The following is a 23340-nucleotide window of genomic DNA, read 5'->3' on the forward strand; positions in this document are numbered from 1 at the left end:
GGACACTTGCATATTTTTAACTACTAATCGACGGCAACCAGTTCACCAAAGATGGAAACGCAATAATTGCTACTAATACCAGCAACTGCAGTGCAATAAATGGCACAACGCCTCGATAGATATTGGCTGTAGAGACATCTTTAGGAGCCACACCACGTAGATAAAATAGGGCAAATCCAAACGGTGGGGTTAAAAATGACGTTTGCATATTAGCTCCAATAATCACCCCATACCACACTAGGTCTAGGCCCAACTGTTGAGCTACTGGTGCAAATAGAGGAATCACAATAAAGGCAATTTCAAAAAAGTCGATAAAAAAGCCGAGGATAAAAATCGTCACCATGCTGACGACTAAAAAGCCGAGGCTACCTCCAGGTAAATTGGTCAGCACATCAAAAATAAAGCTATCTCCCCGTAATCCGCGAAACACCAAACTGAAGGCTGTAGACCCCAACAGGATAAAAATCACCATGGTGGTGGTTCGCAGTGTGCTGTCACAAACTTCCCGCAAACTGCTGATAGTTAGCTGCCGATTAAAGGCCGCCAATATCATGGCACCAACAGCTCCCAAAGCACCCGCTTCTGTCGGTGTAGCAATACCAAAGAAAATGCTGCCTAACACCAGCAAAATCAGCACTAGCGGTGGCACCATCACTTTACAGACCTTAAAAACTAGGGCTTGCCCCCTAGTTTTTAATAAGTCTGGGGGTAACGCAGGCAGTAAATCAGGTCGGACCAAGGCAATGACAGCGACATGTACAACGAATACCCCAGCCATCAGCAACCCTGGGATAAATGATCCCAAAAATAAATCCCCAACAGATACGCCTAGCTGATCGGCTAAAACGACCAGCACAATGCTAGGTGGGATGATTTGGCCAAGGGTGCCTGACGCAGCAATAACACCTGTCGCAACGTCCTTGTTATAGCCATGGCGCAGCATCGTCGGTAGGGAAATTAGCCCCATGGTGACTACCGTAGCGGCAACAACTCCGGTTGTTGCCGCTAGCAGTGCGCCTACAACAACGACTGCGATCGCTAACCCACCCCGCAGTCGACCAAACAGGCTGCCCATGGTTTCCAGCAGGTTTTCTGCAATCCCCGACTTCTCCAACATGGCTCCCATAAAAATAAAGTAGGGAATCGCCAGTAGAGTGAAATTATTCATAATGCCGAAGATTCGCTGCGGCATCGCAGTCAGAAAGACAGGGTCAAATACACCCAGGGCAATACCAATAGAACCAAACAGTATGGCTACCCCTCCCAGGGAAAACGCCACCGGATAACCCAGCGATAGGAGCACCAGGGCTCCGCCAAACATCAGCGGCCCCAACCAATCAGTTAGCATCTCCAGCCTCCCTATTGAGATCATCACGGGTTTCGTCTGCCGGTAAATTCCCCGAGAAAATCGCCCAATTTTTAATCGCTTCTGAAATGCCCTGCAAGATCAGCAGCCCAAAACTCACCAAAATCATGGTCTTGATGGGAAACCGCAGTAGACCACCAGGGTCCGGCGATGTTTCCCATACCACCCAGGATCTAACGACCGTTCCCCAAGAGAAATAAATTACCAGGGCCGAAAACGGGATCAAGAAAAGTATTGTCCCGATAAAGTCAGCCAAGGCTTTTTGGCGACGAGACCAGCGATCGTAAAATACGTCAACTCGAACATGACCACCTTTTTGTAGAGTGTAGGCAGCCCCTAGTAGAAAGACGATATCAAATAGATACCATTGAGTTTCAATCAGCGCGTTAGAACTCAAATTTTGGCCGACTAAATTGCCTAGATAGCGACCCATGACATTCCAGGTACCCATGCCAATCATCGCTAGCACTAACCAGTAGGCAAACTTTCCTACTTGATTAGTAAATGCATCTATCCTACGAGCAACAGAAAGTAAGGAGCGCAAAACCTATTGCCAATTTTCTACCGTCGTATTTTATACCGCCGAGGCAGCGTATCCTGAGCAAGGGAACAATTTGCAATCTTGCATACAGTAATTCAGACCTCAGATTTGGGGTATCTCCTGCAAGAGTTGGATAAGGTTTTAGCGATCGCATCTAAGGCATCAGGCAGTGAGACCAATACATTCTGCAAATAAAGCCTTGGCATCAGACAAAGCCCCTGCCTCTACCGCTAGCCTAATTTTTGCAATTGCGTCACCTAAACTAGCATTGCCAAGCACATACTCATTAATTTCATTATTCTCGTATTTCTTATTAGCAAATAGGTCACAACAGGTCACATTAATATAAAGCTCAAGAATTAAAAGATGAGTGCAATTTTGATATAAATCATCTAGCTGAGAACATACATTGACACCATATGTCCATAGATCTTCAATTCCTTGTGAAGTATCTGAACCAGAAGCAAAGATCCTTCTACTCACTAACTGTCGACTTTTTTCCAAAATGCTCTGCATAAGTTTTGGATACTGAATAAATTGCAAAGCATTATGGGCATGAGCCCCATCACTGGGTATTCCTTGAACGGCACCACATAGTAGATACTTAGTCCTACTGACACTTGCCCACATCAATATCAATATGGACTCAATTAGTGCTCCAGATTTAATACTCAATGAAGGAGCAAGAAAACTAGATTGTGACAAGGGAAATTCAAAATCAGAAAAATATAAAGGATTACTCGATGGTAATTCGAGCAATCCATCAATTTCTAACAAAAAGCTATAAATTGAATCTGTTAAGCTGTCTAACAGCTGCGGGGTTGATCGAATAGAGATCGGATTTTGCCGTTCGTAATCAGAATATTTACTACCTATATACTTTTCTAAGTACTGTCTCAATAACTCGCTGTGATGCCTTACTAAAGGAGTATAAAAGTTGCTCTTGTTTGCCCCCACCAGTACGTTGTTTAATTTGGTAGTCTCTAAAAAAAGCATCCAAATACAACTAATTTTTCTAACTAGCGCAATAGAATAGCCAACATGAATGAATGAACCGTTGACCAAAGCCATAACTTCACCTGGCCCGGCATAATATTCGTCATTATTTTCTGCATATTTCAGAACAGAAGCCGCCCAGTGAGAACCAGGGATGACATCGCCGCAGGAGTAGGAAGAATCTTTTGGGATTTTGGGTATAAATCTGACATCATTAAGCGCTCTCAAAATAATGTCATACAGCTTTAGTGAAATGCCGGTGCCACCTGCGGCCAGGGAATACGCTTTTGCATAATTGATGCAGGCAGTCTCATATTTCGAGTACCAGGGCTCAACACCTATCGTATGACTACTCAAAAAATCTGTATTAAACTTTTGAATTTCCGCCTCAGGCAGAACTTCTGTATCGCGATGACCAACCCGTGTATTGGCACCATACATCCGAGAAGATGGCTGAGCAAGTAAGGATAAAAAAAACGATCGCTCACGTTCTATTCTATCCCTTGCAGCATACCAGTCAGTTGGAAGCTCATGACCTGCGATGTGATCCAAACATTTTTGCAAGCGTTTCATAGTATGGATTAACTTTCAACAGTTAATAGAACAGAGCTGTCACTATCTGTCATTAGCATCTGCAGTTGCAAGGCGTATTTTTTTAGCTATTTCACGAGCCGCCGCCGGATCAAGATTACGCTGACGTAGCTCAAAAATACAATTAATTAGCTGTTTTGTAGTGATTACATTTTCTAATTTCAGTAAAGACTCAGACAAACCTGGAATGCTATCAAGCGCTTTCTGACTAACCAATGGAATCGCCTCATAAGAGGGAAAGAAAGATTCAGCATCAGTTAACGTCAAAACCCTAGGTTGATACAGTTCTGGATCTGTTTCATATCCCACAAATACATCTGCAATTTTATTATTCAGTAATTCATATCGAGCCGTTATATTACAGGGCTCCACCCTCAGAAAATTCAGATTGTACCTTGAAGCTAAACCCAAGTAACAATCTTTTCGATTGAGAAATTCAGGATCTGCAGAAAAAGTTAATTCATGAGCGGCCCAACGTAGATCAGCTATTTCCAGAATTCCATATTTTTCAGCTGTTTCCTGATGCATTACTATGCTGTAACCCTCTGATGCACCTAAAGGTCTCATCCATCGCAGGCCAAGCTTACTGCCATATTGATTAAGGTTCTCAATTAATTCATCTAAGGACTTTTTTTGATGGTTGATATTGAAAAATTGAAGACATGTTCCTGTAAAGTCAACATACATATCAATCCAATTATTTTGTAGGTCAGCAAAGTTTTTTAAGCTCCCCCCATTAGGTACCCTTAATTCACATTGTGTTCCTGGTACCGTATTTTCAATCCAATCAGCCAAAAAATGAGCAAAAAATACCTGTGAAACATCAAGTTTTGAGCCAATAATCAGACGTTTCTGTTGCAAACGTTCCCCTGCCGTTATATCTCGACCTGCCAATATTGGCCAAAGTGCCTGTTCCGCAGTGCTTAGTTGCACAGAGATATCATTTTTGACCTCATCAACTTTTGACTGGATATTCTGTACTTGTCGTGATATTTCAACTTCTATATCTTGTCCTGGTAACTTCAGAGTAAATGACGTGATTGCCTGAGCTAAAGCAAGTAAAAGAAATGGCAAAAATAGCAATCCTAACAAGACCAGAACTTGGTTAGTTGCCCGCAACCATTCCAAAATTCCTAACTCGGATAAAAGCAGTACAACTAATAATCCTATGTAGGCAATAAAAACAATTGCAAAACCAGTATTAGCTATAAGGCCAGACGGAAACGTATATTTTTTTCTATTAGGCATGATTCCCCTCAGAAGTTCTGTGCTAGCTAGGCTTTTGACCTAAATACTTCCTCCAATGTCTAATGCTCTAGCATCGACAAAAAGTATCTGTCTTCTGAGGGGGCCATTTAAGATGCGAACCTGCACTAATTCATCTATATCATTGAGACCATCTAAATCACTTGAAATACTTGCATTCAGATAAGAATCAGGCCACATCTCAACCACTGCTTTGGTGCCATTAGCTAATAAGATATAGTTTTTATCTTGCTTATCAAAAAGAGCTTTCAGTTGTCCATCACTAGAAAATGGATGTAAAATCACCAGTCTTTTTTCATCGATTTTATTGAGAACTCTTGTTGCAATCTTATCAATTCCTTCTTGACCTAACGATCTAAGCGCAGAATCAAATTCCTCAATTAAGCGTTTATTACTTGGATTTTTCTTAGATGCCATCAGATAGAATGGCACACTGTACAATGGAATATGTTGAATATCTTGCTGCTGCCGAGGAAAATTTTCTCGCAGCACTTCTTTACCAACCTCTGTTGCTTCCGCCACCATTTGCACTTGAGAATTGGTAAGCAGTTTTGAAAATGCATCAACATTATCTTTAGCAAAAAATGATGTCTGAGATATTTTTTGGATATCTGGCGGATAACGATATCCTTCGATAGGTAGTAGCTTGTATCCTTTAAGAGACTGAAAAGATTGAAACTGCAGCAGTTCAGGATTATTTTTGAGGTTAAAGAAAATGGATGTCTCTACATCTAAAATAGGACTTGAGAAATAAAAGTCTTTTTCCCTGTCTGGGGTTTTTATGTAGGGAAAAATACCTCGTATATCGTGGTTCACTTCACTTTCGTATGCTGCCTCTTGACCTAGGAACCATGGCATGAATTTAAATTCAGCTTGGTAACCAGCTTCCTTCATTGCTTCGAAAATAACTGCTGAGGCAATGCCATACTCGTCCACCATTTCTCCACTAAAAGGAGAATATTCTCCAGCGACGAAAATAGCTGGCTTAATGGTTTCCGCTACCTGAGGATTTGAAGAGCCATAAATAATAAAAAAAACAGCTAGAACTGGTATTAGTAGTGACAACATCAAAGCTGTTGACCAGTCGACAGTCTTTTTTTCATTGAGCTTATATTTTAGTAGCGGTTCCATTCTTTTAACTTGTCTATATGTTTTCAATATGATTGCTATGAATACGAGGTTGCAAATCTCTGGCTGTAACTGTCAAGCTCTGGGTTTGAGCCAACGGTTCCCAATCATCTTCAAATAAAGGCTCAGAGGCGAGAATAATGCCTTCAGCCTGGCGCAGTAAATAAAATGAAGGCGCTTTGGCTTGATTATCAAACCGGGCTGCCACTAGCTGCTGACCATCACTGAGGACAATTACACCTGAGACCCTCACATCATAGGTGTTGGCTAAAGACTGAACGATTTCAATAGCCTGTTCTAAGGCACCCAAAAGCTTTAGCTGAGGCTCAAGCTCTAACAAATGGGTAATCAGCGCAAAAATATGTTCAGAGTCCGTTAGACCGTAGATATTTTGATAAGCGACATCACCAATTAAATCGCGCATGGGGCGATAGAGAGTTTGGCGAAACTTATCAATATAGCCATTGTGAACAAATAGAAGCTGACCATGGCGAAACGGCTGACAGTTACTAAAGTCTAGGGGTAAGCCTGGTGTAGCACTCCGAATATTGGCAACAAATGATCGAGCTTGAATGTAGCGGCATAGATGCGGCAAGTTGGCGTCATTCCAAATGGGAAGCACATTCCGATATACAAAAGGCTCCACGGTAATATCGTCAGGATGATGCCAGCCAAGGCCAAACCCATCAGCATTCAGCAACGCGACTTCCAATTCCTTAGGTTGATAACTTTGCACCAGCAGGGAATGCTCGGGCTTGAGAATAAGCTCTTCGAGGGGAATAGGTACGCCTAAATAGGCAAGTAAACGGCACATGGCAGTCGGAGACAGAAAAAGCTGAATTCACGATTTTTGTGCCTTGAAATTAACCACATGGAGGCACACTCAAAACACAAAATTTATATCCTGATTCTTTAGTTTGTCAGAGAGAAAGCAGCCGTGGCTAAAAGTGCCCAGCCAATTATCAGGGCCAGTCCACCGATGGGGGCTACAGCACCTAGGACTTTGATACCAGATAGGCTCAAGCCGTAGAGACTACCGGAAAAAATCACAATACCGAGAATAAAGGCCCAACTAGCGTAGCTAAACCAGCGATTATCAGGAATTTGTAGCCATAGAAGTCCTACCAGGAGCAAAGCCAGGGAATGATACATCTGGTAGCGGGTGCCGATCTCAAAGGTGCCTAGGGCTTTCTCAGTCAGCTGTGCTTTGAGGGCATGGGCTCCAAAAGCACCACCTGCCACAGATAGACCACCTAAGATGGATGCGATCGCAATACACAGACGAGCAGTCATAGTGTAGTTAGAAAAACGAACTTCTACAGAGTAAACAATGCTCTGCCACTCTGTCTTAGGGATTGTGATTAAAGCAACCGATGTTGATTTACTTCAGCAAATCTTATTGTCAAGTTGGCTAGTTTTACGTAGGGTGTTTTATCGGAATGGCTGGTCTCATCCGTGAAAAAACAATCGAGAACTCCCCCACTCTGGAATCAAACCAATTTTTTATGGAGCAATCGCGATAGCGCCCCCACAACTTATCGCTGTTGTTGTTTGAACTCTTAATCATTCTCAATTGAGTCTGAGTGCTAATGGACGTCTTGACCAAAGCAACAGTAGTGTTTACATTACTGCCCTTGATTGGCAGTGGAATCACCGATACAGCACTCGCCCAACCCATCGTCCCCAGGGATCAAACAACCCAGGTCAATGTTTCAGACAATGGCCTCATCAACATCAGTGGTGGCACACAATCAGCAGGCAATCTTTTCCATCGCTTTGAGCAATTCAATCTCAACCAACAGGAGACCGCTAACTTTATAACCAGCTCAAACACCCACACAGTACTGAGCGAAATAATCGGTGGTACTGCATCCAATATTGATGGTCTCCTACAAATTACCGGTAGCAATGCCGATCTTTATTTAGTGAATCCGGCTGGGCTCATCTTCGGCCCCCATGCTCGTCTTAATCTCAATGGTTCATTTACAGCCACAACGGCCACTCATCTTGGTACTCCCCATCAATGGCTCGACCTTCTCAGTGATGCGGACTACAGCACGTTAGTCACTCCACCGAGCCATTTTGGCTTTAGTCGTCCAGCCACCATCGTTAACCACGGGCAACTGACCGTTCGCGCCGGAGAAAGCCTAAGACTGTTAGCCCCTCAGGTCATCAATACAGGGACATTAAACGCTCCTGAGGGTGAAATCACCCTTTTTGCCCCAGACCCTGGTCAAACTATTCGCCTAGAACAGGTCGATGGCTTACTGAGCCTGGAAATTAGTACTGATGCTGAGGTTACAGACACTCTACCTGCATTGATGACGGGAGGAAATCTATCCCACAGTAATGAGCTAGTTGTCAGTAATGATGGCGAAGTCAACCTGGTCTATCGCGATATTACCAGCGAACACCAGCCGTCTTTTAGCCTTCAGAATACTGGAAATCTTTCTACTCAAGGAATAACAGGGGGAGAAATCAATCTCTTAGGCCATAGCATTCAGGTACTTGATAGTACATTAAATGCTTCGGGCACAACCGCAGGGGGGATCATTCGAATCGGCGGCGATTTTCACGGAGAAGGCGGATTACCACACGCTACCCAGATCAGTATCACTGGTGAGACTACTCTACTCGCCGACACCATCGAGGGTGATGGCGGCCAAGTAGCCGTCTGGTCAGACCACACCACTATCTTTGATGGCCAGATATCAGCACAATCTGCAACAGGGAATGGGGGCCTGGTAGAAACCTCAGGGCTCCATGAACTGATTATTGGCGACAACGCGACTGTAACAACAACTGCGGAACAAGGAATCGCGGGCCTATGGCTCATTGACCCCATGGAGCTTAGTGTCGTTGATGCCGGTGTGGGAAGCATTGACACCGATACTAACGACGCTTTTAGCAGTAGCATTAGCGCTGCCACCATCGTTGCGGCTTTGGACAACACCAATGTCACGTTACAGAGCACCCACTCCATCACTATCAACACAGCCATTGATGCCAGTCAAAATAGTGCTCAGAACAACTTATTCCTCGACACAGATAGCTTAAATCTCAACGAATACATAACTCTCAAAGGCAGTGGTCAGCTCTCCGGATCAGCTAATACGGTTTATATAGGAGAGAATGGCAGCATTCAAAATGGCATCGATGCAGTTGCCCACGGAGGCACCGTCACCCTGGCAGAAACAATCTATCGAGAGGGAAATACCATCACCATTGATCATCCTCTAACTCTCATGGGCCAAGGTCAAGAGAGGACTTATATTAGTGGTGATATTGATAACAGTGGTACTGGTAACCATCGAGTCTTTGAAATTACAAGTCAAGGAAACAACGTTAATCTGCTTGGGTTAACCATCCAGGATGGTCTCAGTATCTCGGAAGGTGCCGGGCTCAGAAATTTTGGCGACACTGTTGCCATTAGTGATGTCAGATTTACCAATAATGAATCGACAGGGAGTACTCGGGATGGTGGCGCTGTTCACAATAAAGGCTCGCTCACTCTATCTGACACCATTTTTGATCATAATCGCACTAGCTCTAACGGTGGTGCGATTGACATCGCTGAAGGCTCAGCCATAGTTGTTGATAGCATGTTTACCAATAATCAATCTGGAGACAATGCTGGTGCCATCAACGTTGCCTCCTCTGGAACGCTTCATCTCTCTAATAGTGAGTTCTCTTCAAATATCGCAGGAGCTAACGGTGGTGCAATCTTTAGTGCAGGAGCTCTCACTATTGGCACAGCTAACTTCACTAGCAACAGAGCCGCTCATACAGGTGGAGCAATTTTTCTAAGTGACGATAGTGAGATCAGAGCCAGTCACTTCTTAGACAACATGGCAAAAAGGGGAGGCGGACTCTATAACCAGGGAGATCTAACACTATTGCAGAGTACAGTTGCGAATAACCAGGCCACAGGCACAGATACCTATGATGGTGGAGGCGGCATTCTCAATTACACAGGTGGTCATATCGTAATTGATAGCACACTGATTAGTAATAATTTATCGGCCAACAGTGGAGGCGGTATTCTGAACCTGGCTACCGATGCTCACACTGAGATTGCGATCGCAAATAGCTCAATTGTCAGTAACCAGGCTGCTACCCTTGGTGGCGGCATTGAAGTTGCCGGCATCCTAGGATTTGAGAATCTTTCACAATTAAACGTCACTAACAGCACCGTTTCAAGCAATCAAGCAATCACAGGTGCTGGCATTCGGACTGTTGGCCCCACGACTCTAATTAATACAACTATCGCCAACAATATGGCCACCAGTTCCGGAGGAGGCATCTCCGACAATGTTATAACAGCGACCTCACCAGCACTCATTAACACCCTAGTAGCCAATAATAGTGCTCCCATAAACCCGGATGTGGAAGGTCATTTCGTGGATCAAGGCCACAACCTGGTTGGCATTAACCAAGGGAGCACTGGATTTACCCTGAGCCCCCTCATCGGGACAAACAGCAGGCCGTTAGATCCAAAACTGACTGCCCTCAATAACCAACTGGGCTCGTTGCCCTCCCATCAACTGCTCCACAATAGCCCAGCTGCAAATACTGGTGATAATTCAGTGGCCAGCCCCAGCGATCAACATGGACGATCCAGAATTATTGGCAACATCATTGATATCGGGGCAGTTGAAAGCAATATTCTCCCTGCAGTCAGACCAACCTCTAGCAATAGTCCAACGCCCGCATCTCAGCCCTCGCCATCTCCGCTTCCACAACACCTTCAAGGTGATGCTCCAACAATGCCATTGATACACCTGAATAATGGCCATATCTCAATTCAAGAAAACACCAAGCAGCCTCTAGACTTAGAGGCAACATCCCCTAGACACATCAGTACCACCACCAGACGGGTCCATTCCTTTGATCAAGAAGCTTTTCAATCCCTAGAAAACTCTTTTAGTCAGGACTATCAAGAATATTGGCAACTACCGCAAACACAGCCAATGACACTGCAGTCTATTCAACAGACCCTTCATCAAGCTAACCAGCAATATCAAACTGAGTCAGCCATCATCTATGCCATCTTTGTGCCAAAGTCTCCCATAAGAGACGATATCAAGGGCTCTATCTTGCCCCGCACTCAGTACACACCCAACTCAGAGGACCAACTATTACTCATCCTAGTATCTGCCAATGGTGAGCCCATACAGCAGTTGGTTGATGTCTCACGGACCGAGTTAACTCAACAGGCTAAGCTATTCCGATTAGCTGTCTCAGACCCAGCAGATCCCGTTAGTTATAAAGCCTTAGCCCGCCAAATGTATGGATGGCTTTTGGCACCTTTACAACAAGACTTAGCCCAAAAGCAAATTGAGCATGTCATTTACTCCCTCGATCAAGGTCTAAGAACAATCCCACTCGCCGCCATGATGCAAGCAGAGACTTTTCTGATTGAACAATATGGAGTTTCTCTCATCCCTAGTATGGGATTAACACAGCCCCAGTTTGACCGTTCTGATGCCAACCTGCGAGCACTGGTGGCTGGGGCTAATCAGTTTAGGAACTTCGAATATCTGCCTGCAGTTCCACTTGAACTTGACATTGTTGCCCAAAGTACCGGAGCCAGTAATATTCTCCTTAATGAAACATTTACACTAGATAACTTTCTAGATTTACAAACATCTCAGCAACCCAAACTGTTGCATCTCGCCACCCATGCAGAATTTAATGCAGGTAGCCTAGATCGTTCTTTTATTCAATTTTGGGATGAACCATTAACATTCCACCAGATGAGAGCGCTCAGCTGGTCAGAGCTAGAACTGCTAATCTTGAGTGCCTGCGGCACGGCTCTCAGCAGCCCTGAGGCCGAGTTGGGCTTTACTGGATTAGCCGCAGCTGCAGGCATTGAGACCGCCATAGGTAGCCTATGGAACGTCTCAGATGTGGGGACGTTAGCCTTAATGGCCGAGTTTTACAGTCAGTTGCCTAAAACTATCTTGCGGTCAACATCTCTACAAAAGGCACAACTCTCGTTGATTCAAGGGGAAACCCATATCAACAAAAATGTATTAACTACCTCCCAGGGCACTCTTCAGCTTGCCGCAGAGTGGGACTTACCAAAAGCTGCAGATTTTTCTCACCCCTTCTACTGGGCAGGGTTTACCCTTGTTGGTAACCCCTGGCAGTAATCTCTAATCATCATTGCGGGCCTCAACAATAGCGACATAAAAAGTGATCTTACGGTCCTACAGCTTTACTTAGTCTGTACAGCACAGACATCTTTTTTAAGTATTCTTTACCTGTTTCAAGGTTAAAAAAGATACATTAAAGCAACTGAAGGGCTCTCCATCACCGCCATTCATTTATTTAGCAATTTCTACTCAGCTTTAGACTCATCCCGCCATGATTCCGTTTGCCCACAGCACTACGCAACTACTAACAGTCATCCTAAAACAAAACCACCGACTATTATCTGTCATATTAGCCAGCAGCTTGGGGCTAACTTGGATGCCGTCTAGCTATGCAGGGGAACGCATTCGTTGGACGCCTGATAGCGATCGCGGCAGTGTGGAATCAACTCTATCGGGGGGTCGCCGGGGACAGGCCGCCGTCAGTTGTAATGCGGCCCACCATGCTACCCAGCTAGCCTTGTTGATCCCAAAACACCAAGATAGCCTCCTCACAACCCGTGCCCAGCCGACATTGGCTTGGCAGATAACAACAGCTACCCCTGTTTCCATGACATTTCATTTATCGGACCCTGACCTGGCCACTCCGATATACACTCGCGCCCTGCAGCTTGAAAAAACCAGTGTCGTCAGCCTTACCTTACCTGAGAACTACCATTTAACTGCTGGCAAACGATATCGCTGGACAGTATTTGTCTCATGCCCAGGAGATCACCAGGCTGAAATTTCTGCCCGTAGCTTTGTTGAGTATGTAGATCGGGAATCCTTAGATGTAAATCATCTATCTAACCTGGAACAAGCACGTGCTTACGCTGACCGAGGCATTTGGTACGACGCTATCGCTGTGCTGTTGACTGGGAATCACGAAGAAACAGATGCTGAAACTATGGTGCAAAGTCTTTTGGAACAAGGGGAAAGCTCAGCAGAGGCAACACTGTCAGCGGTGGTACATCTTTAATTTAATGGGTGCCACCACCGTGTTGCGGAAGCACTGCTAGACATCACACACGGGAAGTAACCCTTGGTAAAAACAGACAATATAGGAGATCTTTGGAGAACGCTCTGGCATCGCTGCAAGCATAAGGGCGGGTTTACTATGTGGGCTAGTTTAGTTACAGCCAGCAGTGTCTTAGCGTTGCGATCGCTAGGTTGTTTGCAAATGATAGAACTACGCGCGTTTGATAAAATGCTGGGGCTACGAGTCCCCGAATCCCCAGATCCACGGATCGTGATCGTGGGTATCACCGATGCGGATTTAGACAGTTATCTAGGCACCGCATCCGTGAGCGATCAGATTATGGTTGAACTGATTCGTAAAGTTCAGAGTCAACAGCCTCGGGTAATTGGCCTGGACTTTTATCGTAGTTTACCAAACGAGCCTGGTACCAAAGAACTGACAGAAGTCTTCGCCAACACGTCTAAGTTAATTGGCATTGAAAAGGTAATAGGAGGTGAAACAGGAGACTCAATACCTGGCAACACAGTTCTCAAAGCTACAGACCAAATCGCCGCCAGCGACATTGTTGTTGATGCAGACGGTCGTATCCGACGGGGGGTGTTATTCCCTACAGCCCATGGTTCTAATGTCGTTGAATCCTTGGGCTTACGCCTAGCCCTGGATTATTTAGCAGAGGATCCCTACAACATCACACCTGATTTAGACGCGCCAGTCCTCACCCTGAATAATGTTGTTTTTCCTCCCATTGAAAGTCACACAGGCGGATATGTTGAAACTGATGCTCAGGGATACCAGATCTTGTTGCATCTTCGCCAGCAGGCAAATCCTTTTGATGTGGTGTCGTTAAAACAGGTATTACGGAACGAAATTCCATCGGATTTAATGCGCGATCGCATTGTCCTAATTGGCAGTATGGCCCTGAGCAGCGCTGATATCTTTTATGCAGCGGGTCGCTATTCTAAACAGCAGCTTCCTATCAAGTTTGGTGTAGAACTTCATGGGGAGGTTGCCAGTCAGATTATCAGCACCACATTGGATGGTCGCCCCCTACTCCATGCCTGGCCCCAGTGGATTGAAAGCCTGCTAGTGATAGGCACGTCTGCCTATGGCAGCTATCTGGTTCAAAAGGCAACCAAGCTGTGGCAACGACTAACCCTGATCCCAGGTGTGAGCTTATTAGTTTTTGGCAGTAGTTACGTCGCACTAAACTTTGCAGGACTATGGCTACCTGTCGTACCGGCTCTTTTGGGGCTATGGATAGCCGCAGGCCTCATTGGAGCACATCGAACAACTCAACTCCAGGTACTCTCAACCAACGACAAATTGACTGGATTAGCGAATCGGCGGACATTTGACGAGAGTCTTCAACAGACATGGTTTAAGGCATTGCGATCGCAACAGCCCCTGGCTCTGATCGTGGGTGATGTAGACCACTTCAAAAAATATAATGATACCTACGGCCATCCCCAGGGAGATGAATGCCTTAGACGAGTGGCCCAAGCTATCCGTACTACCGTCAAAACCAATGGCGCTTTAAATGCTCGATACGGTGGCGAAGAATTTGTAGTGTTGTTACCCAATACGTCGGCAACCCAGGGAATCGCGATCGCGACAGCCATATTAACCAAGCTAGCCACTTACCATTTGCCCCATGCCGCGTCTGATACAGCTGAGTACGTCACCATGAGCTTAGGAGTCACTAGCTTTATACCCAAACTAGAGATTCCCCCCAGTGCTCTAGTCGAAATGGCGGATCTGGGATTATACACCGCCAAAAAATCTGGACGCAACTGTGTTCGGCTACATCAGCCGAATACCCTCAACAGCCTTTCCTTAAAACTCAACCGTCAAAGCATTGACTTGTCAGAGCCTTCTGAGCAGAGCACATAAAACCAAAGCCGAACACCAGACCAGCCTTAATCTGAAGCTTTGACAGCCTCCAATAATCGCGAAAAATAAAATTGCGTTGCCGTAAATTCCTTGCGCTTAATTTTCCAACCGTTAGCCTTAAGGGCCGCACAAATTTCAGCTTCGCTGTGGAGATATGCTCGGGTAGCCTTGCTAGGACCAGGAAAGAATTCACCAATGCGTTTGAGCACGGTATAGAAAGGATTTTTGGGCGCAAAGCTTAAAATCAATCGCTCTTCTGCCAAAGAACTCAAATGGGCAATCATGTCACCGGCTTTGTCCTGGGGATAGTGAATCAGGACATCGAGACAAATAACCGTGTGATAGTTACCATCCAATGCCTCTAGATCTTTAGCCTCAAAGGTAGGCACAGCTCCAGGCAGCAGTAGCTCCTTAACTCGTTCAGTGGCTTCCGTCACCATTTTCTCAGAAATATCACTGGCTGAGACTTTGGCCCCCATCATTGCCAGAGGAATGCTGAGACTACCAACACCGCACCCCGCATCACAGACAGAAAGCCCCTCAGCATTGCCATCCTGCTTAAACCAATAGAGCACATGGTCCACCGTCTGCTGATGGCCCTCACGAATGTCCCGTTGCACCTTATTAACCTGACCATCCCCATAAATGCGGCTCCAACGCTCGAACCCTTGGGCATTAAAATAATCACGAACGATGGTCTTATCGTCAGTTGCACTTGTCATAGGATTGGACAGAAATAGTCATTATGATTTCTTCACCGTCAGATCCTATTACGTTTTGGCGATATGCAGTGCGTCTTTATAGTTGTTCGTAGCGAACCTTAGGGCCTGCATGCCAGACCTCATCAATCTTCTAAGATTCTTTGCCAGTTTAAGGTCGTGCCATCATCATGCCAGCGGAGTAAGTGCACCGTTTGTCTAGGGGCTAATCCTGGCAAACCGATGGCCTGACGTGGCTGATCTGTAGCCAGAGCAATCGCCTCATCAATACTGCATACCCCCCATTTGACCAAATTCTTTGCACCGTCGAGCAAGGGGCGGGTTGTCCCCGATAAGGTGCCATCAGGCAATCGCGCTGTCCCTTCAACCACCTCAATCTCCCGGTCATCCCACGGATAGATGCCGTCCGGTAATCCAAGGGGAGAGAGGGCATCGCTCACCAAAAATAGGCCACCCTTATCTGTGGTCTCACGTCCTCGACCCGCTCGCAAAAGCAGATCGAGCATCATAGGGCAGACATGTTGCCCATCAGCAATCATCCCTGCAGACACATTGGGCTGGGTGAGCGCGGCCCCCAATAACCCCGGTTCACGATGGTGTAGACCTGGCATGGCGTTAAAAGCATGGGTCACCATGGAGGCTCCCTGGTCAAAGGCTTGCTGAGCTTGGGCTGCCGTAGCGAGAGAATGGCCTAGGCTGACAATAATGTTGTGCGATCGCAACCACGGAATCACCGCCGCTGCCGTGTCGATTTCGGGAGCTAAGGTCACAATCCTAATCACATCCAGATATTGTCCCAGTAGCGATCGCATGCGCTCTATCGAGAGCGGTTGCAGATGCTCCTGAGGATGGGCTCCGCGTTTAGCCGGATTGAGAAACGGGCCTTCTAAATGCGCCCCTAGAACCGTGGCATGGTCTGACTGAGAGTTAAAGTCTTGAGATTGATAGGCCTGAATTACAGCCAGGCTGCGCTGAGTTTGTTCAGGGTGAGCCGTCACCAGCGTTGGCGTAAACGCATCAATGCCCTGGCTCCATAAAAAACTGGCGGCTTTTTGCAGTTCCTGAGGCTCGGTTAAATCCGGAAATGCCAGCCCCAAAGCCCCGTTAATCTGCAAATCCACTCCACCCAGGGAAAGCCAATCTCCTTCTAAATCTATCGCTTGGACTGCATTAGCAGCGACCTTAGCCATCGGCAAAATAGACCGCAGCTGATGGCTCATCACCTCAAGACAGTAAAGTCCTGACAAGTGAGGTAACCGTGCATTAAGCAAAATTGACATGGGCACTTGATGTCCAAATCTTTATACGAATCATGCCATAGGAACCCGGTAGGCTAACAAAAGACCCTGGTCAGGCCAGGCATACCATTCACGTATCCGTCCTATGACTTCTCCCCTTGTCGGCATCATTATGGGCAGCGATTCTGATCTGCCCACCATGGAAGCAGCCATTGTTGTTTGTGAAGACTTTGGCATTCCACACGAAATCGCTATTGTGTCAGCCCATCGCACACCAGATCGGATGGTGAACTATGCTCAAACGGCAGTCGAACGAGGCTTAAAAGTCATCATCGCTGGGGCCGGTGGAGCCGCTCATTTACCAGGCATGGTCGCCGCCCTCACGCCACTTCCGGTCATTGGTGTTCCCGTTAAAAGTCGCAGCATGCAGGGAATAGACTCGCTTTATTCAATTGTGCAAATGCCCGGTGGTATTCCGGTAGCAACGGTGGCTATTGGCAATGCCAAAAATGCGGGTTTATTAGCAGCCCAGATCTTGGCGACTAGCGATCGCCAACTCTTAGAAAAAATTCAAACCTATCGCCAAAACCTCAAAAACAGTGTCCTAGACAAACAGCAGCGTCTTGACGAGCTTGGTCCTCATCCGTACTTAAAGACGATGTTTCCATCTCAAAACATTGAAGCATCTCACTAACTATCAATAGCTTTGAGGCTCGGTACATTATTAATTTTTGAAAATAAGCAAAAATAAGCAGGGCTCAAACACCTAATATTCCATTCACACGTATCAAGTGTATTACTTGATACAGAATGACTTTGCTGAAATTGGTGGAATCTATCTAATAGATAGTGCAATGTACCAGCATGAATACATCTAGCAGGCTAGGTATGTTCGTGCGTGACGTGATGGAAAAGCTACTGTCGGCAAAAATCTTGATTAATCGCTAATTTTGATTTTTCCCAATGTTTGGCACTGCCATATCACGGTCTCAGAGCCACCGTCGGTCATTGAGTATCTTGAACTGTCAAGGTCCCCTCACACACGGACTTCACTGTCTAGGGTTGGAGCCTTTGATAGTGAGTTTTAGTTGATTGGATTGTGTTGTAGGAACGTCTGTTGAGATGTCTAGTCTAAATTTGAGCCGCAAGGCGAGACGACGTAAATCGTCTGTCTGGGATTCTTATGCACCGCCATTTGATCAAATGGCGAAGCGCTTTTTCGGTAGAAGCTTTTCTTGGGCTTGGCTAGCTTGTATTCCCCTGGCACTGGTTATCGTTGCCACCTGGGATACAGCAGCTCATGCTCAGGAAGATGCCATTACTGCTGAGAATGTTCAGTTTGTTTTAGATAACATCTGGGTGCTGATCGCAGCTATCCTGGTGATTTTTATGAACGCTGGTTTCGGCATGTTGGAAACCGGATTCTGTCGCCAGAAGAACGCTGTTAATATCCTTTCCAAAAACTTAATCGTATTTGCCCTGGCTACACTTTCCTTCTGGGCAATCGGATTTGGCCTCATGTTCAACGAAGCCAATCCTGTTTTTGGTATGGGGAACTTCTTCTTATCTGGCTTGTCTGCTGACGAGCCCTATGCGGGTAACTTAACTGCCCCGGTGTTCTTCTTATTCCAGGCGGCATTTGCTGGTACTGCAGCAACTATTGTGTCTGGTGCAGTAGCCGAGCGTATCAAGTTTATTGACTTTATCCTGTTCAGCATCTTGCTAACAGCGATTTCTTATCCAATCACTGGTCACTGGGTCTGGTCTGGTAACGGTTGGTTAGGTGCTCTACCAACAGGCGGATTTTCTGACTTTGCTGGCTCCACTGTTGTTCACTCCGTTGGTGGTTGGGCAGCTCTATGTGGTGCTGCTATTTTGGGGCCTCGGATCGGCAAGTACCAGGATGGTCAAATTAATGCAATCCCTGGCCACAACATGAGTATTGCTACTTTGGGTTGTCTAATCCTTTGGATTGGCTGGTTTGGCTTTAACCCCGGTTCTCAGCTAGCTGCAGATGGAGCCGTTCCTTACATTGCTGTGACTACTAACTTGGCTGCTGCTGCGGGTGGTGTAGCCGCAACTGTAACAGCTTGGATCATGAGCGGTAAGCCCGACCTATCCATGATTATTAATGGCATCTTAGCCGGTCTAGTGGGCATTACAGCTGGTTGTGCTGGTGCTAGCTTCTTCGGCGCAGTTATCATTGGCCTGATAGCAGGTGTGATAGTGGTCTTCTCAGTGGGCTTCTTTGATAGCATCAAAATCGATGACCCGGTTGGCGCCATCTCCGTACACCTTGTATGTGGTATCTGGGGAACCCTTGCTGTTGGGTTGTTTGATACTACTGCTGGTCTGTTCTACGGTGGCGGTATCCAACAGCTGATTTCTCAGGTGATTGGTATTGTTGCAATTGGCTTGTTTACCGTTGTATTCAGTTCTGTCGTTTGGACTATTCTGAAGTCTGCTTTTGGCCTACGTGTATCTGCCGAGGAAGAGCTCAAGGGTTTGGATATTGGTGAGCACGGTATGGAAGCTTACAGTGGTTTCCTTAAGGACACTAGCGATATGGGTGGTGTTGCTTAGCGCCTCCTTAAGTCGGATCGGATCTTTGAGAATGCTTTAGCATTACGATAGAATCTATGTTTTCAGGGTGAATAGCTTCTGATTGGAGGCTATTCACCCTTTGTTATGGGGGGATCAGTACCTTTCAGACCGCATAGGACGGCTCGCAATATCTTGTTAGGCATTGACTCGGCCTGTCCTACTTTCCCCTAAGCTTAGTTACAATTCCGTTGCAGCCTGGATAGGCGCTGATAAGGTTGGTGCAGTTGGGCGTGTTTCTATAGCGATAGCCCAATTGGTTAGGATGCAAGTGCTCGGTATAAATGCTTAGGTCATCTAGGCTTGGTGATCTGGCCAATTGAGCAGGCGCGTGTCTAATTTATTAGGTCATCAGCTATGGCATCAATCACATCGTAGAAGTGAATGGGCAATCCGGCTTCGGTTTTAGACGAGTTGCTTGCGGCCTTACCAAGCTTAAGGCCACAAATGTATTTCAAGACATCGCTGACGGCCCTCTCTCATGCGATGGAAGATCAGGTATTGGCCGGAGATGATTCTCCCTTAATGATTGCTAGCTTTCAGCAAGAACGTTTCTACCGTCAAGAAGCACATCGCTATTTGCGGTTAGCTGAAATCACGCCTCAAATCTATGTCATGGCAGCGGCTGATACTAAGTTTGCCGATGTTGGGGGAACAGCTAGACATGAAACCATTGCGTTTGATCCAGAGGATGCCTTAGTTAATGAATGGCATCTAGTAGTGTTAGGCAAACAATACACAGCCTGTCTGATTTGCCGCGAGCATGATCAAGGGTCGCTAAAGCCAAAGGAGATCGGTGGAGCATCTGCGCTGGATCAAAGTCGTCGCTTTGAGGGGATTTGGACTTTAAACAGGCATGTGTGCGAGCAGGCTGCTTATAGTCTGCTGCAGCGCATTGCCAGCTACCGTCCTGATTTGTCCGGCAAAATTGCGCAGGCTCAGACAGAATTTATCCCCAGTGAGCTTTTAGCCGGGAACTCTTATGGTGAGGAAATTACTGAATCTTATCCCTTTGCTCAACGGTTGGTTACCTATGTGCAAGCTAGCCAGTATAAGTTGCTGAAAGCGTATAGAGCCCTAGCGGCGAAGGAAAATCGAGAACGTTTAATTAATTCGATTACCGCGGCAATTCGTCAGTCATTAAATCCAACGGAAGTGTTTGCGATCGCAACCCATGAGTTAGGGCAAGAAATCTCTACCTGCAGATGCATCATTTATCGCAGCGATGATACCTCTAGCGTTGAAATCCACCACGAATTCCGACAACCAAATGTCACCTCCCTTAAGGGTGAAAGGTGGCCTATCTTAGAAAACCCTCTGTACCAAACCGTCAACCATCAACGAGAATCCCTAACATACCTACGAAATACAGCCACAAATTCAGCAGACGAGCAGATTGCTGATATCTCGACCATCGAAACATTATTCAACCAGTGGAATATTAGTGGTTGCCTACTCGTTCCACTCATCTACAAAAAACGACTACTAGGTATTATCGAGCTACATCAATGTGTCACTACCCCACACCCCTGGAGTAAGTACGACATTAGCCTAGTAGAAGCCGTAGCAGCTCAGCTCAGCGTAGCTGTCATTCAAGCTGAAGCCTACGCTAATCTGGAAAGCCTCAATCAACAGTTAGCCGCCCTTGATCGCACACGCAGCAATCTAATCGCCATTACCGGTCACGAATTACGTACACCCCTATCAACCATTCGAGTCTGTCTAGAAAGCCTCTTTACAGAGCCAGATATGCCTGCGGAAATGCAACAAGCCATGCTGCAAACAGCAATCGATGACTCAGAACGGATGCAGCGACTTGTTCAAGATTTCCTCACCCTTTCACGTCTAGAAAGCGGTCGCATTGAATGGAATCTAGAATCCCTCTCCCTTGAAGAATGTGTTGCCCTGGCCCTTAGCAGCCGCCGAGCTAACGCCCACTGTTCTACCATCACTGTTGATTTACCTGAGGCCTTACCCCTAATTCGAGGAGATGGCGAATGGATTGTTGAGGTGCTCACTAAACTACTCGACAATGCCTGTAAATTTACAACCTCTGATGGCAAAATCTCTATCCAAGCAACTATTAAAGACGAAGCCTTTCTGGAAGTCTCAGTTAACGACAGTGGCCGAGGCATTGAACCCGAGCGGCTAGAAACTGTGTTTGAGCGGTTTTACCAAGAAGAAGGAGCACTCCGCCGTTCAGTTGGCGGCACTGGACTGGGTCTAGCGATTTGTCGACAAATTGTAGAAGCCCAGGGCGGCAAAATTTGGGCTACTTCCGTTGGCAAAGATCAAGGCACCCAAATTCATTTCACGTTACCAATCGCTGCCCAACCAATAAACCCAAAATCCCACAAACAGTCGAAAATCAGGTCATCTCGGCAAAAAAAAATCTCCGTCTAGTCCGCTACCCAGCCTAAAGGACTTTACAGATCTTCTGGCAGAGGTTGGCCAAACGGCAGTGGCGTGGGTGGTGCTGTTTGCACAATTGTACGTGCAGCCGCAGGTTGTTGAATAGTTTGCAGCGCAGCATCTCCACGTGCAGGTTGCAGATTATCTGACTGAGGCGATGACGACTCAATCGGAGCCAACGCTGTCTCTGTTGGCCCGACAGGCGTAACTACTTCAGCCGTTGAAGAATCGATTACTGCTGGTTCTTCCTCAGGCTGCTCGATCACAGGAACAACATCCTCAGGTCCTGTAGCAGTGCTCCCAACATTGGTAGAGACTGCAACCGGAGCGTCCTCACTAGCATGATTGCCTACTTCTGGCGCTGTAGGCTGCGATGACTCTACACTCAATGGCTCAACTGCCACGGAAACACCAGGCTGGGCATTATCAACGCCAATTTCTAGATTAGGTAAGGTCTCTTGACGTGATGCTTCTACCTCTTCACGCATGGTTGCTGTCAACGCATCGTCTGCACCTGTCTCTTCCAGTTCCGGAACGGTCATCGGTGGCAAATCTGGAACATCAGCCGCCGTGGATCCTGGGAGATCAGTTTCAGACAAGTCTTCTAGAGGCGGAACACTGACCAAACTGGTTGAAGACTCAGCTTCATAGGGATCAACTGGCAACACTGCGGAGGAGGATGGCTGTTCAGTTAGCTCCAAATTTACAGCTGACAGACTAGGATCTGTACTAGAACTAGTATCTGCCTCAGAACTGCGTGACGGTGCAGTAGTGTTAACCGTTGCAGTCACAGCCGTATCATTCTCAGCCAGCAGCGGTCGAAAACGCCAATGCCGTTGACCATCACCGCCCTCATCAAATTGAATATCCGCCTGGGCAGGCGATAAAACAATATCAGAGGCCAGTTCAATGACCACCCTCACATTCTCCGGAGTGTGCTGTGATACACGAATAGATCTCACCGTACCGTCATAAATTTGCTCTGGATCGACATCCCCAATAGCTGTGTCAGGGATATCGAGTACCAGGCGTGGAGGTTCTGCAAGGAGAAAAAACGCTGGAAAAACCTGATCTGAAAGCGAGAACGTTAGCTCACTACTACTCGTATCAAATGCCCAATCCTGAAGTTCTTCTGCCAAGGCCGGTGCAACGGATAGAGCCAGGACCGATAAACTGCCCCCCAATACCTGGTAAAAACGACGTTTGAACCCCATAAGCCTAACCTGCAGAATACTAACAGACACGATTAAAGGTAAAAGGATACGTCACTTTATCAAACATGACCCATATTTTTGATAAAAATTCCCCACGTCTTTCAGATTTGTCAGCCATGATAGGTGCAGTGAGAAAACTATTCACTCTCTGACCTTATATTTAAGGAAACATAGCGTCTATGGAAATGCATGAATTGCTAACGCTCATTTTGCTGCTGAGTCCCGGACTATTATTGTCTGCCCTTGTCATGTCAGCGATGGCTTT

General features: G+C 46.4%; 16 protein-coding genes. 6 read left to right on the forward strand and 10 right to left on the reverse strand.

Annotation, left to right across the window (positions count from 1 at the left end):
- Nucleotides 1-16 precede the first annotated feature (16 nt).
- From N836_RS46970 to N836_RS47000, 7 genes are all read right to left on the reverse strand, one after another.
- Nucleotides 17-1348: a TRAP transporter large permease gene (locus tag N836_RS46970; protein ID WP_023071626.1), complete on the reverse strand. Its 1332-nt coding sequence runs from the start codon at nt 1346-1348 to the stop codon at nt 17-19.
- A complete protein-coding gene (locus tag N836_RS46975) occupies nt 1338-1910 on the reverse strand; it encodes a TRAP transporter small permease subunit (RefSeq protein WP_031292042.1) in 573 nt (190 codons plus the stop codon). Before N836_RS46975 ends, N836_RS46970 begins: the two co-directional genes overlap by 11 nt.
- Nucleotides 1911-2069: 159 nt before the next feature.
- Entirely contained in the window at nt 2070-3476 is a 1407-nt protein-coding gene (locus tag N836_RS46980) for an aromatic amino acid lyase (protein ID WP_071789031.1), read from the reverse strand.
- Nucleotides 3477-3518: 42 nt separating this feature from the next.
- Nucleotides 3519-4742, reverse strand: a complete 1224-nt coding sequence (locus N836_RS46985; RefSeq protein WP_023071629.1) for an ABC transporter substrate-binding protein — start codon at nt 4740-4742, stop codon at nt 3519-3521.
- 39 nt (nt 4743-4781) lie between these two features.
- Complete coding sequence (locus N836_RS46990) at nt 4782-5891, reverse strand: substrate-binding periplasmic protein (RefSeq protein ID WP_023071630.1); 1110 nt, start codon at nt 5889-5891, stop codon at nt 4782-4784.
- A 13-nt stretch (nt 5892-5904) separates the two neighbouring features.
- The gene (gene egtC / locus N836_RS46995) at nt 5905-6702 is read right to left on the reverse strand and encodes an ergothioneine biosynthesis protein EgtC (protein WP_023071631.1); all 798 of its coding nucleotides are present in this window, start codon (nt 6700-6702) and stop codon (nt 5905-5907) included.
- 98 nt (nt 6703-6800) lie between these two features.
- Nucleotides 6801-7181: a DUF423 domain-containing protein gene (locus tag N836_RS47000; RefSeq protein ID WP_023071632.1), complete on the reverse strand. Its 381-nt coding sequence runs from the start codon at nt 7179-7181 to the stop codon at nt 6801-6803.
- Nucleotides 7182-7477: 296 nt separating this feature from the next.
- Between N836_RS47000 and N836_RS47005 the strand changes: the two genes are divergently transcribed.
- From N836_RS47005 to N836_RS0137435, 3 genes are all read left to right on the forward strand, one after another.
- On the forward strand, nt 7478-12043 hold the full coding sequence (locus tag N836_RS47005; RefSeq protein ID WP_023071633.1) for a CHAT domain-containing protein: 4566 nt from the start codon (nt 7478-7480) through the stop codon (nt 12041-12043).
- A gap of 319 nt (nt 12044-12362) precedes the next feature.
- Nucleotides 12363-13001, forward strand: a complete 639-nt coding sequence (locus N836_RS47010) for a DUF928 domain-containing protein (RefSeq protein ID WP_161634943.1) — start codon at nt 12363-12365, stop codon at nt 12999-13001.
- Nucleotides 13002-13139: 138 nt separating this feature from the next.
- Nucleotides 13140-14891, forward strand: coding sequence for a CHASE2 domain-containing protein (locus tag N836_RS0137435; protein WP_023071635.1), 1752 nt, complete (start codon nt 13140-13142; stop codon nt 14889-14891).
- Between the two features lie 26 nt (nt 14892-14917).
- Here the strand turns inward: N836_RS0137435 and bchM are convergent, their stop codons facing one another.
- Together bchM and nagA are read right to left on the reverse strand one after the other, a co-directional pair.
- Nucleotides 14918-15613, reverse strand: a complete 696-nt coding sequence (bchM, locus tag N836_RS47015; RefSeq protein ID WP_023071636.1) for a magnesium protoporphyrin IX methyltransferase — start codon at nt 15611-15613, stop codon at nt 14918-14920.
- A gap of 122 nt (nt 15614-15735) precedes the next feature.
- A complete protein-coding gene (gene nagA / locus N836_RS47020) occupies nt 15736-16890 on the reverse strand; it encodes an N-acetylglucosamine-6-phosphate deacetylase (protein ID WP_031292046.1) in 1155 nt (384 codons plus the stop codon).
- 103 nt (nt 16891-16993) lie between these two features.
- On the opposite strand from nagA, the gene purE reads away from it, so the two are divergent.
- The 3 genes from purE to N836_RS47035 all read left to right on the forward strand — a co-directional run bounded on the left by purE (nt 16994) and on the right by N836_RS47035 (nt 21852).
- On the forward strand, nt 16994-17542 hold the full coding sequence (purE, locus tag N836_RS47025) for a 5-(carboxyamino)imidazole ribonucleotide mutase (RefSeq protein ID WP_023071638.1): 549 nt from the start codon (nt 16994-16996) through the stop codon (nt 17540-17542).
- A gap of 428 nt (nt 17543-17970) precedes the next feature.
- Nucleotides 17971-19431, forward strand: a complete 1461-nt coding sequence (locus N836_RS47030; protein WP_031292048.1) for an ammonium transporter — start codon at nt 17971-17973, stop codon at nt 19429-19431.
- A 402-nt stretch (nt 19432-19833) separates the two neighbouring features.
- Entirely contained in the window at nt 19834-21852 is a 2019-nt protein-coding gene (locus N836_RS47035; RefSeq protein WP_023071640.1) for a DICT sensory domain-containing protein, read from the forward strand.
- Between the two features lie 23 nt (nt 21853-21875).
- Here the strand turns inward: N836_RS47035 and N836_RS73015 are convergent, their stop codons facing one another.
- Nucleotides 21876-23075 (reverse strand): AMIN domain-containing protein, encoded by a 1200-nt coding sequence (locus N836_RS73015; RefSeq protein ID WP_023071641.1) that lies wholly within the window; start codon nt 23073-23075, stop codon nt 21876-21878.
- Nucleotides 23076-23340: the final 265 nt, after the last annotated feature.

The sequence above is a fragment of the Leptolyngbya sp. Heron Island J genome, from assembly GCF_000482245.1.
Lineage (GTDB): Bacteria > Cyanobacteriota > Cyanobacteriia > Phormidesmidales > Phormidesmidaceae > Leptothoe.